Genomic DNA, 14,005 nt, shown 5'->3' with positions numbered 1-14,005 from the left:
CGCCTCCCGGCACAGAGGCAGAGGAGAGTGACCCGTGGCCGCGTCGCAACCATCACACAACGCCAGGAGAGCGATACCCTGGGTGACGACCGTCGCACGGCTCGTTCTCGGCGGAGTGTTGATCGCAGCGGGCGCGCTCAAGATCGGCAACCCGTCGGACTCCGTCGTGGCGGTCAAGGCTTACCAGCTGCTGCCCGAGTCGATCGCCGTCCCGGTGGGCTACATCCTGCCGATTCTGGAGATCGTCGTGGGCGTGCTGCTGGTCGTCGGTCTGCTGACCAGGGTGGCCGCCGTGATCGCGGGGCTGCTCATGTTCGCGTTCGTGTTCGGCATCGCCTGGGCGTGGGCGAACGGCCTGCGGATCGACTGCGGCTGTTTCGGCGGCGGCGGCCAGCTGGGGAAGGGGCAGGAGCCCACCTACCTGCTCGACATCCTGCGTGACTTCGGCCTCGTGTTGCTCGGCGCCTGGATCGTCCGTTTCCCGCCGGGCCGCTTCGCGCTCGACGGAGCCCTCGGCCTGGGGGGCGACAGTGCAGACGACGAGGAGGACGACCGATGAGCAAGGATTCGAAGACGCGGTCCGCGCGCGAGAAGATCAAGGAGCAGCAGGCCGCCGCACGGGCGCGCGACAAGCGCCGGCGAATCGTGACGTACGTGACCGCCGGCGTGGTCGCGGTGGCCGCGGTCGGGCTCTACTGGTTGTACGCGGCCACCACCTCGAGCCCGGAGCAGGCCGCGGCAGGGCTCGCGCCGATCACCGTGCAGCCCGACGGCAGCGTCGTGATGGCCCAGAACGGCGTCACGAAGCCCGTCGTCGACATCTACGAGGACTTCCAGTGCCCGGCCTGCAAGGAGGCCGAGCGGGTCAGCGGGCAGACGTTCAAGAACCTCGCCGCCGAGGGCAAGGCCAAGGTCGTCTACCACCCCATCACGATCTTCTCTCAGGAGCCGACCAAGTCCAACTCCGTACGCGCGGGCAACGCCGCCCGCTGCATCGCGGACGGCAAGCAGTGGATGGCCTTCCACGGCCTGCTCTTCGCGAACCAGCCGTCCGAGACCGCCGAAGGCTTCAAGAACGACCAGCTCGTGCAGTGGGGCAAGGAGTCCGGGGTGACCGCGCCGGACTTCCAGCAGTGCGTCACGTCGGGCAAGCACGCCCAGGCACAGCTGTCGTACAGTGAGAAGATCATGAAGGAGCAGAAGCTGACCCATACGCCGACGGTGAAGTTGAACGGAACGGAAATGGACAATGCGGTAGTCTTCAGTCCGCAGCAACTGCGCGAACAGATTACGAAGGCGGCTAAGTAGCCTCGCTTCCGCTACCCTCACCTGACATGCCCCTTGCCTCGATTCCCAGCCCCTCTGAGGGGGTCTGGTATCTCGGAATCATCCCGATCCGGGCTTATGCGCTGTGCATCGTGCTCGGCGTTGTCGTCGCCGTCTGGTTGAGCGAGCGGCGCTGGCGCGCCCGCGGCGGCCAGAAGGGGACGATCGTCGACATCGCCGTCCCCGCGGTCATCTTCGGCCTCATCGGCGGACGCCTCTACCACGTCATCACGGACTGGCAGACCTACTTCGGCAGCCGTGCGATCAAGGAGCCTTACCAGGCGCTGTTCATCTGGGAGGGCGGCCTCGGCATCTGGGGCGCGATCGCGCTCGGCGGCCTCGGCGTCTGGCTGGCCGTGCGCAGGCGCGGCATCTCCTTCAGCGCGATGGCCGACACGGTCGCGCCCGGCATCGCCTTCGCGCAAGGCATCGGCCGGTGGGGCAACTGGTTCAACCAGGAGCTCTACGGCTCGCCGACCACGCTGCCGTGGGGGCTGGAGATCGACGCCGACCACGGGGGAGAGCCCGGCGTGCTCTACCACCCGACCTTCCTGTACGAGTCGATCTGGGACGTGGCGCTCGGCTTCGCGCTCATCTTCGCGGGCCGGCGGTTCGCGCTGCACCACGGGCGGCTGTTCGCCCTCTACGTCGCCGGCTACACGCTGGGCCGCTTCTGGATCGAGGGGCTGCGCATCGACCCGGTCGGCGGGGTGGACCACGCGGTGACGTTCCTCGGGCTGCGGATCAACCAGTGGACGTCGATCGTGTTGTTCGTCGGGGCGCTGGTCTACTTCTGGGCGACCAGGAACAAGCAGGGCGTGGAGGTCGTCGTGCCGCCGTCCGCCACCGAGGCGGATCCGGCACACCCGGCCGACCAGGCCGACGCCGATTCCCCGGACACGACCACCGAGGACGGCGACCCCGCCACCGGCGACCCCGTTGCCGCGGAGGCGGCCGAGCGGAGCGATGACGCCGCGGACGCGACCGGGGAGGACGGGAGCAAGGCAACGGCTGACACCGCGGCTGAGACCGGGGCGGACGAGAGCGGCACGCCGGGCGACGACACGACCGGGGCCGGTGAGGCTGAGGGCAGCGGGACCGAGGGCGGCCGGGCGGACACTTCCGACCCTTCGGACACGAACACCGCCGCTGCCGACCGTGCCGAAGCCGAGCCTGCCGACCGACCTGAAGCCGTGAGCAAGGGGAAGAATTCGCGATGAGTGGCCGCGCGGAGGCCCACCACCAGCATCGCGACGTCACTGGGGGCTGGTTGCGGCCCTCGGTGTTCGGCGCGATGGACGGCCTGGTGTCGAACTTCGCGCTCATCGCGGGTGTCGCGGGCGGCACCGCGAACACCAAGGTCATCGCCCTCGGCGGCGTCGCCGGACTGGCCGCCGGGGCCCTGTCCATGGCGGGCGGCGAATACGTCTCGGTGGCCAGCCAGCGTGAGCTCGCCCAGGCCGAGATCGCCGTCGAGCGGCGCGAGCTCGACCGCCACCCCGACGACGAGCGGGCCGAGCTGGCTCAGACCTTCGTCGACAAGGGTGTGGAGCCGGGACTGGCCGCCGAGGTGGCCAGGCAGATCTCCCAGAACCCGGACCGGGCGCTGGAGGTCCACACCCGCACCGAGCTCGGCGTCGTCCCGGGTGAGCTGCCGTCGCCGATGGTGGCCGCGGTGTCATCGTTCCTGGCCTTCGCGGTGGGCGCGGTGCTCCCGCTGCTGCCGTACGTGTTCGGGGCCGAGGGGCTGGTGGTGTCGGCAGTGGTGTCCTGCGTGGCGCTGTTCGCGGCGGGTGCGATGGTGTCGGCCATCACGGCGCGCAGCTGGTGGTATTCGGGGCTGCGTCAGCTCGTGGTGGGCGGAGGGGCGGCTGGAGTCACCTTTGGCGTGGGCAGTCTGATCGGGGCGACGGGGCTGTGATGGCCCGCAGACGAGCCGGATCCCGTCCCAAGGGAGGCCACCCGGCACCGGGGACGGACGAGACGGGCCTCAGCGGGAGCGTCCCGGGGGGTAGTGCGTTCGGCGGTGGTGCACCGGTCGGGGGTCCGGCTGGCGGGGGCTTGCCGGTCGGGGGTCCGCCTGGTGAGGGCTTGCCGGTCGGGGGTCCGCCTGGCGGGGGCTCGCCGGTCCGAGGTGTGCCCGGCGGCGGGGCGCCGAGTGGTGGTGGCCGTTCGGGAACGGGCATGGACGGCGGCGGCCAGGCTGGTGGCGGCCGTTCGGGTGGTGATTACGGCGGCTGGTCGGCGGGTGCGCATGGCGGCGCTGCCGGTGGCTTTGAGCAGGCGGCGGGCGGGTTCGGCAACGCTGCGGTCGCCGGGCCCCTGCCAACGGCGGCGGGATATGGCAGCGCGGCGCCGGTCGGGCATGGTGGTGCGGCGTCGGCCGGTGGTCGCCATTCGATGACCAGCGCTGACCGCGGTGAACGAGCCGCGGCTGCCCGCAGCGGGACGGCGACGAATGCCGAGCAGCGCGGTTACCCCGCCGCCTCGGGTGGCGAGAGTGGTGCGTCGCTGGGGGATGCGGGCGAGGGCCGTCGGTCGTCGTACCGCGCCGGAAGGCGCAGCCGGTCGTCGGCGGGTTTCGGTGAGGGCGGCCGGTCGGCTGGTGTTGACGGCGGCCGGGCGTCGGCGAGCTTCAGTGAGGGCGGCCGCTCGTCGGCGGGCGCCGGTGAGGGTGGCCCGTTGTCGACGGGTGAAGGTCGTCAGGTTGCGGCCGGTTTCGGCAATGGGGGGCCGCCAGCGGATCATTTCGCCGACGGCGGCCGGTCCCGGTCTCGTGGTGCTGACGGCGGCCGGTCGGCTGGTGCTGACGGCGGCCGGGCGGCGGCGGGCAGGGGCGATGGTGGTCGGTCGGCTGACGCCGGGGACGATGACGGCCCGTTGATGTCCGGTGTCGAGGCCGGTGGCCGATCAGCGAGGAGCGCCGATGAGGGGCCCGGTGTGGCCGTGTCCCGCAAGAGGCGGCGTACCCCACGCTCCGATTGGCAGTTCCCGTTGCTCACCGACTGGGGTCTCCGCCCGGAGCAGCAGCGGCTGCTCGTCATCATCGCCACGGTCGTCGGCGTGCTGGCGAGCGGGGCCGGCCTGGTGGCCATCGCCGGGTCGATCGGCGACTACTCGCCCGAACGGCAGGCCGGCGCCGTGCCGGAGTCCGACATCGCGTTGCCGCAGGTGTTTCGCGGGTGGGGCTCACCCAAGCTGTTCGACCCCCTCGCCGACAGGGCCAAGGACGGCCGGGCGCTCACGGAGAAGGAGGTGTTCGCGCAGAGCGAGCTGGCGGTGACCAAGAAGCTCAAGCTCAAGCTCGTCGCCAAGCAGCTCGACACCGACTGCGCGGCCGCGCTGTGGGGGGAGAACCTCATCGAACGGGTGTCGGAGGCCGGATGCACCCAGGTCGCGCGCGGACTCTACGCCAGCTCCGACGGCCGCTACATCGGCCAGTACACCCTGCTCAACTTGAAAGACGGCCAGTCGGCCGCCGAGCTGGTCGAGTCGTTGAAGACGCTTTACCGCGGCGGCTGGGCACGTCCCCTGACCTCGTCCAAGGGCGCCTTCCCCGCAGGCGGGCACTCCGAGGCGGGCGGTTACGCCCTCGGCCATTACGTCGGCCTGGTGTGGCTGGGCAGGATCGACGGCACCGAGCCCGGCCCGAAGGACGACTTCGTCTCACTCACGCTGGCCCTGCGCGGGGCCGAGAAGGCCGTCTACCGCCGTGTCGTCTCCATCACGGGACCGTCCTCCTGATGGCCGCCCAGGCAGGTGTCCGCGGTCTCATGTCCGCTCGGCCAAGCGGCCGTCACACCGGTGTCCCGACGCCCCGCCGAGCCATGGGGGTCCGTAATGTTGTCAGCTGCAGGGGAGCGGTCGGCTGATGTCCCGACGTGTCGTCATCTCCGTCGTGGTCGCCAACGTGGTGGTCATCGCCGTGGTCGGGTGGCTGTGGTTGCGGCGTGACGATCCCCGGCCGACCGCGTTCCACAGCGAGTCCACGTCCGCCTTCTACACGGCCGTCGACACCCGGCAGAACGACTCCGAGCCGCTGACCAGGCAAGAGGTCTTCACCCCCGCCACCCAGACCCTGGGCACCATGCGCCTGGACTCCACGCAGGAGTTCAGCGACTGTGACGAGGTCCTCTGGGGCACCTCCGCCCTGGGGTGCACGCAAGCGCTGCAGGGCACGTACAGGGGGAGCGCGGTGGCGGGCCAGTTCGTCATCTTCAACCTGCGCGACGGGCGGGCGGCCGACGCGCTGGTGGCGGCGCTGGGCAAGGACGGCTTCGTCCGGCAGGGCATCATGTTCGAGGCCGCCGGCAGCCGTGCTCAGGCCCGTGCCATGGGCCATTACGTAACAGTGAGCTGGGTGGGCGGCCCGGTGCCCGCGCAGGAACTGGTGGCCGCCCTCGTCGCGCTGGACGGACTCGGACGTGTGGTCCAAGGGCGGATCGTCGCCGCCACCTGACGGCTCTCCCAGGGCGTGGTGAGCGTTCTCAGGTTGTCGTGGTGAGGGCCGAGATCGTCGCTGCGACCGCATGTGGGAGGGCGGCCAGGCGGTGGAGCGGGGCTTCCAGCGGGGTGAGGTCGTCCGACCACGGGGCGGCCTCGCGGATGAGAGTGCGGGCCTCGTTCTTGGTGAGCGTCGTGCCCTGCATGCGGGCCACCGCGATGAGCCCCTCCCGCCACGTATTGGCCAGCTTGGCGTGGCCGTTGTCCAGGATCCTGCGCAGCACGCCAGGTGCGTCGCCTTCCGGTGCCGGGAGGCGTACGGCGTCGAGTGAACCGAGGTCGGCGCTGAGCTTGTAGACGCCGGCCAGCACGTCGGGGACGGGCGGGAGTGAGGTCCCGAGGACGCGTACGTGGGCGGCGCGGGTGGCCAGGAGCAGGCGGGGGAGGGCGGCCTCCAGCCCGGGTGGTACGGCGATCGCCACGCGGTCCGCGGTGGCCGCGTAGGGCTTGGCCAGCCAGGTCGAAAGCTTGACCCGGGGTTGGCTCAGATCTTTCGGCCAGTCGCCTACGAGCAGGTCCGCGTCGAAGTCCGGCGGCAGGTCAGGGATGGGCGGAGAGGCTGGATGGGCCTTCTGCGGGGCTGAGGGGGTGGTCTGGGCGGCTTCGATGGACTGCGGGCCCTGAGTGTAGATGGCGGTCGTCAGGCGGCTCAGGCGGGATGTCACGGCCGGGCGCGTCTTGGTGGTGGGGCGCAGAACGTACAGGTCAGCGGCGGAGCCGATGGCTTCAGCGCCGAAATAGCGATTGAAATCTGGGTAAATCGCCTCGTACGTCAGGTTGAGCTCTGACAGGGCTTGCTGCACCTTGAAGGCCAGCATCGGGGTGCGCTCGCTCGCCCCGTACGCCAGCAACACCCGCCCGTTGTCGGTCAAGCCCTCCACGGCGCGTGCCACGAACAGGCCGATGCCCTCCGGCGTGTACGGCGGATCGGTGAGCGCCAGATCCTGGTCCCTGGCCGAGGCCGGCAGGCCGAGGCGCAGGTCGGCCCAGCGGGTGCGGACGCCCAGGTCCTGGTCGTCGATGTAGGCGAGGATGCGCTCGTCGAGGTCCACCACGGTCACGTCCGTCTCCGGGTGGACGAGTTTGACGGCCAGCGAGGTGAGGTCGTGGTCACCGACGCACAGCAGGCGCGTGCCCGGGAGCCAGAAGCGGGCGCCGAGCAGGAGCGCGCGTCGCAGCACGGTGTCCGGCGTGGCGGAGACGTGGTCGAGCACGTGACGGGCGTGTGGGGCGCCGGCGATGAGTGCGGTGAGGCGTTCCAGCACGTGGGCGTAATGGGGGACCATGTGGCCCACCGGGTCCTGGGGCGGGGGCGCCACGGCGAGGAGGTCCTGATAGTCGGGGGTGTGGGTGAGCGGCACCCGGAAGCGGTCTCCGTCCTGCTCCAGGTGGAGCTCGCGGAGCAGGGTCTCGATGGTACGCCTCGACGTGGCGCCGGCCCTCACCAGGTCCGGCAGCGTCCACCACTGGCCGTCGCACAAGAGCGCCAGGAGGTGCCGCAGCCGCCTGCTGTCCGCACCCGCGGCGTCGAGCAGGCGCTCCAGGCCCTCCCGCTCTGTCCGGTCCTGACCTGCACCGTCACGCTCCGCACCGACCCGCTCCATGGTGCAACCCTATCGAGGGTGCGGGCCGGTCCCTGCTGTGCGCCGGGCAGGCGACCCGTCCGGCCGCCGGCTTCCGGCGGGTTGTGTCATCCCGGCATCGCGTGTGGTTTCGCCCCGGACTCGGCGCTGGAGGTCAAAGGGAAAGAAGGGGCCTAGGTGAACCAGCGAGGAGAAAAGGGCTGCAGGGGTGAGGGGGAGCGATGGGGCGGCGTGTGCGAGGCCTGGCGGTGGCCGGCCGGATGGTGGGCAGAAATCGCTCCCTGTGGCGTAAATCGCAGCTCAGATGGGGAATTTCGCCGCCCTCGCCCGAGGTTTGGGATAGAGAGTTCGGATGCTGGGACGGGTTCGAATGTTCGCAATGCGGACGTGGCGGGCACCATTCCGGCAGGGTGCGGTAACCTCTACCCACGATATGCAGCAGGGCCAACGTCGTCCCCGCCTGTAGCCGGTTTTGAGACAGACGATGACGACGGGAGGGATTCAATGCCTGCTGCCCACCTCGGGTTCCCCGAGCCCCAGGGCCTCTACCACCCCGCCAACGAGCACGATGCCTGCGGTGTCGCCATGGTCGCCGACGTCGCGGGACGCCGGGGGCATGGGATCGTGGTCAAGGCGCTGACGGCGCTGTGCAACCTTGATCATCGGGGGGCCAAGGGTAGCGAGCCGGACACTGGAGACGGGGCCGGGATTCTGACGCAGATCCCCGACACTTTCTTCCGCACCACCGTGCCGTTCGCGCTGCCCGCCGCGGGTGCGTACGCGACCGGCATCGCCTTCCTGCCGTTCGACGAGCAGGCCAGGAGCGTCGCGACGAGCCTGATCGAGGAGATCGCGGCCGAGGAGGGCCTCACCGTGCTCGGCTGGCGCGAGGTGCCGGTCGACCGCGAGCTGCCGGGGCCGAGCGCCCGGGCCGTCATGCCGCACTTCGCCCAGCTGTTCGTGTCGAGCCCCGACGGGCGCGAGGGGCTGGAGCTGGACCGGCTGGCGTTCTGCCTGCGCAAGAGGGCCGAGCACGAGGCGGACGTCTACTTCCCCTCGCTGTCGGCGCGCACGATCGTCTACAAGGGCATGCTCACCCCCGACCAGGTCGAGCCGTTCTTCCCCGACCTGTCCGACGAGCGCTACGAGACCGCGATCGCCCTGGTGCACTCGCGTTTCTCCACCAACACCTTCCCCAGCTGGCCGCTGGCGCACCCCTACCGCTACATCGCCCACAACGGCGAGATCAACACGGTCAAGGGCAACCGCAACTGGATGCGGGCCCGCGAGGCGATGCTGGCCTCCGCCCAGATCCCGGGCGATATTTCGCGACTTTTCCCCATCTGTGACCCGGATGGCAGCGACACCGCCAGCTTCGACGAAGCCCTGGAGCTGCTCCACATCGGCGGCCGCAGCCTCCCGCACGCCGTGCTCATGATGATCCCCGAGGCGTGGGAGAACCACACCGAGATGGACCCGGCCCGCCGGGCCTTCTACGAGTTCCACTCCTCGATGATGGAGGCCTGGGACGGCCCCGCCTCGATCACCTTCACCGACGGCACCCTCGCCGGCGCCGTGCTCGACCGCAACGGCCTGCGCCCCGGACGCTTCTGGGTGACCGCCGACGGCCTGGTCGTGCTGGCCTCCGAGGCCGGCGTGCTGGACATCAAGCCCGAGGACGTCGTCCGCAAGGGCCGCCTGCAGCCCGGCAAGATGTTCCTCATCGACACCGCCCGCGGCAAGATCATCGAGGACGACGAGATCAAGGCCGAGCTGGCCGCCGAGCTGCCTTACGAGGAGTGGCTGCACGCAGGCCTCGTCCGCTTCGAGGAGCTGCCGGCCCGCCAGCGGGAGATCCCCACGCACGAGGCGCTCGTCAAGCGGCAGCAGACCTTCGGCTACACCGAGGAAGAGCTGCGCATCATCCTGTCGCCGATGGCGAAGGCCGGCCAGGAGCCGATCGGCTCGATGGGCACCGACACGCCCGTCGCCGTGCTGAGCGAGAAGCCGCGGCTGCTGTTCGACTACTTCACGCAGCTGTTCGCGCAGGTCACCAACCCGCCGCTGGACGCCATCCGTGAGGAGCTGGTCACCTCCCTGGCCAGCACCATCGGCCCCGAGGGCAACCTGCTCGACCCGGGTCCGAGCTCGTGCCGTCAGCTCGTGCTGCCGTACCCGGTGCTCGACAACGACGAGCTCGCCAAGATCATCCACATCAACGACGAGCACGACCTGCCCGGCTTCCACCCGCACGTCATCAGCGGCCTGTACGAGGTCGCCGGCGGCGGCGAGGCGCTGCTGCGCCGCCTGGAGGAGATCCGGGCCGAGGCGTCCCAGGCGATCGCCGACGGCGCCCGCATCCTCGTGCTGAGCGACCGCGGCTCGTCCGAGACGCTGGCGCCGATCCCGTCGCTGCTGGTGACCGGCGCGGTGCACCACCACCTGATCCAGGAGAAGACCCGCACCAAGATCGGTCTGGTCGTCGAGACCGCCGAGGCCCGCGAGTGCCATCACATGGCGCTGCTCATCGGCTACGGCGCCGGCGCGATCAACCCGTACCTGGCGATCGAGACCGTCGAGGACCTGGTCGACACCGGCGTCCTGCAGCTCGACAAGCACAAGGCCGTGCGCAACCTGATCAAGGCGTACGGCAAGGGCGTCATCAAGGTCATGTCCAAGATGGGCGTGTCGACGGTGGCCTCCTACACCGGCGCGCAGATCTTCGAGGCGCTCGGCCTGAGCCAGGAGGTCATCGACTCCTGCTTCACCGGCACCACCTCGCGCCTGGGCGGCGTCGGCTTCGACGTGCTGGCCGAGGAGGTCGCGCAGCGGCACCGGCACGCCTACCCGCGGGCCGAGAACGCCCACCGCAGGCTCCAGGTCGGCGGCGAATACCAGTGGCGGCGCGAGGGTGAGCCGCACCTGTTCAACCCCGAGACGGTCTTCAAGCTGCAGCACGCCACCAGGACGCGCCGCTACGAGATCTTCAAGGAGTACACGAACCTCGTGGACTCCCAGGCGGAGCGGCTGATGACCCTGCGTGGCCTGTTCAAGCTGCGCAAGGGCAACCCGATCCCCATCGACGAGGTCGAGCCCGTCGAGAGCATCGTCAAGCGGTTCTCCACCGGCGCGATGTCGTACGGCTCCATCTCGATGGAGGCGCACGAGACGCTCGCCATCGCGATGAACCAGCTCGGCGGCAAGTCCAACACCGGTGAGGGCGGCGAGGACCCCGAGCGGCTCTACGACCCCGCCCGCCGGTCCGCGATCAAGCAGGTGGCCTCCGGCCGGTTCGGCGTCACCAGCGAATACCTGGTCAACGCCGCCGACCTGCAGATCAAGATGGCGCAGGGCGCCAAGCCCGGCGAGGGCGGCCAGCTGCCCGGCCACAAGGTCTACCCGTGGATCGCCAAGACCCGGCACTCCACGCCCGGCGTCGGCCTCATCTCGCCGCCGCCGCACCACGACATCTACTCGATCGAGGACCTGGCCCAGCTCATCCACGACCTGAAGAACTCCAACCCGGAGGCCAGGGTCCACGTGAAGCTGGTCGCCGAGGTCGGTGTCGGCACGGTCGCCGCGGGTGTGTCGAAGGCGCACGCCGACGTGGTGCTCATCTCCGGCCACGACGGCGGCACCGGCGCCTCGCCGCTCACCTCGCTCAAGCACGCGGGCGCCCCGTGGGAGCTCGGCCTGGCCGAGACCCAGCAGACGCTGCTGCTCAACGACCTGCGCGACCGCATCGTCGTCCAGGTCGACGGCCAGCTCAAGACCGGCCGCGACGTCGTCATCGCCGCGCTGCTCGGCGCCGAGGAGTATGGCTTCGCCACCGCGCCCCTCGTCGTCTCCGGCTGCGTGATGATGCGGGTCTGCCACCTCGACACCTGCCCCGTGGGCGTCGCCACGCAGAACCCCGAGCTGCGCAAGCGCTTCACCGGCAAGCCCGAGTTCGTGGTCAACTTCTTCGAGTTCATTGCCGAGGAGATCCGCGAATACCTGGCCGAGCTGGGCTTCCGCACGCTCGACGAGGCGATCGGCCACGTCGAGCTGCTCGACACGACGGCGGCCGAGGAGCACTGGAAGGCGAGCGGGCTCGACCTGTCGCCGATCCTGCACCAGCCCGAGGTGCCCGCCGGCACCGCGCTGCACAAGGTCATCGAGCAGGACCACGGCCTGCAGCACGCGCTGGACAACACGCTGATCCAGCTCGCCGAGGGCGCGCTCAACGAGCGCACCCCGGTCACGCTGGAGCTGCCCATCCGCAACGTGAACCGCACGGTCGGCACCATGCTCGGCTACCAGGTCACCAAGCGGTACGGCGGCGCGGGCCTGCCCGACAACACCATCGACATCTCCTTCACCGGCTCGGCGGGCAACTCGTTCGGCGCGTTCATGCCGCGCGGAATCACGCTGCGCCTGACCGGCGACGCCAACGACTACCTCGGCAAGGGCCTGTCCGGCGGGCGGATCACCGTCCGGCCGCACGAGGAGGCCCCGCTCGACGGGCACATCATCGCCGGCAACGTCGCCCTGTACGGGGCCACGTCCGGTGAGGCGTTCGTCCGCGGCGTCGTGGGCGAGCGGTTCTGCGTGCGCAACTCCGGCGCCACGGCGGTCGTCGAGGGCGTGGGCGACCACGGCTGCGAGTACATGACCGGCGGCCGGGCCATCGTCCTCGGCCCCACCGGGCGCAACTTCGCGGCCGGCATGTCGGGCGGCATCGCGTACCTGCTGGACCTCAAGCCCGAGCGGGTCAACCGCGAGATGGTCGCCATCGAGGCGCTCACCGAAGAGGACGCCGAGTTCCTCAAGGAGACCGTCGAGAAGCACTTCGCGGAGACCGCGTCCCCCGTCGCCAAGCAGCTGCTGGCGGAGTGGGACCAGGCGGTCGCCAGGTTCGGCAAGATCATGCCGACGGACTACAAGAGGGTGCTGGCAGCCGCCGAGGCCGCCCGCATCGAAGGCAGAGACATCGACGAGGCCGTCATGGCGGCCGCGGTGCAGTCATGACCCGCCGTAATGAGTCGTGCCGCCATGGCGGGCTGTGCTGGTCAACCACTGTTCAGAGCTAAGGGAGGCGTACCGATGGCTGACCCCAAGGGTTTTCTCACGCACGACCGGGAGCTGCCGGCGCGCCGCCCCGTCGATGTGCGGATCAGCGACTGGCGTGAGGTCTACCAGGACTTCTCGCAGGAGAAGCTGACCAAGCAGGCGGCCCGCTGCATGGACTGCGGCATCCCGTTCTGCCACAACGGCTGCCCGCTGGGCAACCTCATCCCCGAGTGGAACGACCTCGTCTACCGCACCGACTGGCGCGAGGCGATCGAGCGGCTGCACGCCACGAACAACTTCCCGGAGTTCACCGGCAGGCTCTGCCCGGCTCCGTGTGAGGCGGCGTGCGTGCTGGGCATCAACTCCGACCCGGTGGCGATCAAGCGGGTCGAGGTCGAGATCATCGACCGGGCGTTCGCCGAGGGCTGGGTGACCCCGCAGCCTCCGGCCGTCAAGACCGGCAAGAAGGTCGCGGTCGTCGGCTCGGGTCCGGCGGGCCTGGCCGCCGCCCAGCAGCTCACCAGGGCAGGGCACGACGTGGTGGTGTTCGAGCGGGCCGACCGCATCGGCGGCCTGCTGCGCTACGGCATCCCCGAGTTCAAGATGGAGAAGCGGCACATCGAGCGCCGCCTGGAGCAGATGCGGGCCGAGGGCACCGAGTTCCGCACCAGCGTCAACGTGGGCGTGGACGTCACGGCCGCGCAGCTGCGCGCGGAGTTCGACGCGGTCGTGCTGGCCGGCGGCGCCACCCAGTGGCGTGACCTGTCGGTGGCCGGGCGCGAGCTCAAGGGCATCTACCAGGCCATGGAATACCTGCCGCTGTCCAACAAGGTCCAGGAGGGCGACTACGCGGTCCCGCCCATCTCGGCCGAGGGCAAGCACGTCGTGGTGATCGGCGGCGGCGACACCGGCGCCGACTGCATCGGCACGGCGATCAGGCAGGGCGCCAAGTCCGTCACCCAGCTCGAGATCATGCCGCAGCCGCCGGCCTCCCGTCCGGGCAGCCAGCCGTGGCCCACGTTCCCCATCCTGTTCAAGATGGAGAGCGCCCACGAGGAGCTGGCCGACGGCGGCGGGGAGCGGGTCTACGCGGTGTCCACCACTGAGTTCGCCGGCGACGCCGACGGCAACGTGCGGGCGCTGCGCCTGGTCGAGGTCGAGGGGCCGCAGAACGGGTTCAAGCCCATCCCGGGCACCGAGCGGGAGATCCCGGCCGAGCTGGTCACCCTGTCCATGGGCTTCCTCGGCCCCGAGAAGGGCGCCCTGCTGCAGGACCTGGCCGAGGACGGCGGCGACGGCTTCTACGACAAGCGGGGCAACGTCTCGCGCGACAAGACGTACATGTCCAAGGTCGACGGCGTGTTCGTGGCCGGCGACATGGGGCGCGGGCAGTCGCTCATCGTGTGGGCCATCGCCGAGGGGCGTGCCGCCGCCTCGGGCGTGGACCGCTACCTGACCGGGGAGACGGCGCTGCCGTACCCGATCCTGCCGACCGCGCGGCCGCTGGTCTGATATCGCCTGCCCCGGCCGCCGGGCGCGCC

At 70.4% G+C, this 14,005-nt stretch carries 10 protein-coding genes; 9 read left to right on the top strand and 1 reads right to left on the bottom strand.

Going from position 1 to position 14,005, the window contains the following annotated elements; translation table 11 throughout:
- Positions 1–82: 82 nt before the first annotated feature.
- From OHA25_RS45625 to OHA25_RS45595, 7 genes are all read left to right on the top strand, one after another.
- Positions 83–559: a MauE/DoxX family redox-associated membrane protein gene (locus OHA25_RS45625; protein ID WP_305922033.1), complete on the top strand. Its 477-nt coding sequence runs from the start codon at positions 83–85 to the stop codon at positions 557–559.
- The gene (locus tag OHA25_RS45620) at positions 556–1,308 is read left to right on the top strand and encodes a DsbA family protein (protein ID WP_327583114.1); all 753 of its coding nucleotides are present in this window, start codon (positions 556–558) and stop codon (positions 1,306–1,308) included. The genes OHA25_RS45625 and OHA25_RS45620 overlap by 4 nt, the downstream gene beginning before the upstream one ends.
- A 26-nt stretch (positions 1,309–1,334) precedes the next feature.
- A complete protein-coding gene (gene lgt / locus OHA25_RS45615) occupies positions 1,335–2,546 on the top strand; it encodes a prolipoprotein diacylglyceryl transferase (RefSeq protein ID WP_327583113.1) in 1,212 nt (403 codons plus the stop codon).
- The gene (locus OHA25_RS45610; protein WP_327583112.1) at positions 2,543–3,247 is read left to right on the top strand and encodes a VIT1/CCC1 transporter family protein; all 705 of its coding nucleotides are present in this window, start codon (positions 2,543–2,545) and stop codon (positions 3,245–3,247) included. The genes lgt and OHA25_RS45610 overlap by 4 nt, the downstream gene beginning before the upstream one ends.
- Positions 3,248–4,051: 804 nt before the next feature.
- Positions 4,052–4,210: a hypothetical protein gene (locus OHA25_RS45605; RefSeq protein WP_327583111.1), complete on the top strand. Its 159-nt coding sequence runs from the start codon at positions 4,052–4,054 to the stop codon at positions 4,208–4,210.
- Between the two features lie 62 nt (positions 4,211–4,272).
- A complete protein-coding gene (locus OHA25_RS45600) occupies positions 4,273–5,070 on the top strand; it encodes a hypothetical protein (protein ID WP_327583110.1) in 798 nt (265 codons plus the stop codon).
- A gap of 127 nt (positions 5,071–5,197) precedes the next feature.
- Positions 5,198–5,785, top strand: a complete 588-nt coding sequence (locus OHA25_RS45595; protein ID WP_327583109.1) for a hypothetical protein — start codon at positions 5,198–5,200, stop codon at positions 5,783–5,785.
- Between the two features lie 28 nt (positions 5,786–5,813).
- On the opposite strand, the gene OHA25_RS45590 is transcribed toward OHA25_RS45595, so the two are convergent.
- Positions 5,814–7,433 carry a bis-aminopropyl spermidine synthase family protein gene (locus OHA25_RS45590; protein ID WP_327583108.1) on the bottom strand — a complete coding sequence of 540 codons (1,620 nt, stop codon included), beginning with the start codon at positions 7,431–7,433 and terminating at the stop codon, positions 5,814–5,816.
- Between the two features lie 483 nt (positions 7,434–7,916).
- Here OHA25_RS45590 and gltB point away from each other — a divergent pair, with 483 nt between their 5' ends.
- Together gltB and OHA25_RS45580 are read left to right on the top strand one after the other, a co-directional pair.
- Positions 7,917–12,422 carry a glutamate synthase large subunit gene (gene gltB, locus OHA25_RS45585; protein WP_327583107.1) on the top strand — a complete coding sequence of 1,502 codons (4,506 nt, stop codon included), beginning with the start codon at positions 7,917–7,919 and terminating at the stop codon, positions 12,420–12,422.
- 75 nt (positions 12,423–12,497) lie between these two features.
- Complete coding sequence (locus tag OHA25_RS45580) at positions 12,498–13,976, top strand: glutamate synthase subunit beta (protein WP_327583106.1); 1,479 nt, start codon at positions 12,498–12,500, stop codon at positions 13,974–13,976.
- Positions 13,977–14,005 lie beyond the last annotated feature (29 nt).

This window comes from Nonomuraea sp. NBC_00507 (assembly GCF_036013525.1).
Lineage (GTDB): Bacteria > Actinomycetota > Actinomycetes > Streptosporangiales > Streptosporangiaceae > Nonomuraea.
Note: the sequence above shows the minus strand (reverse complement) of the source record. Positions and strands in the feature narration are given on the sequence as shown.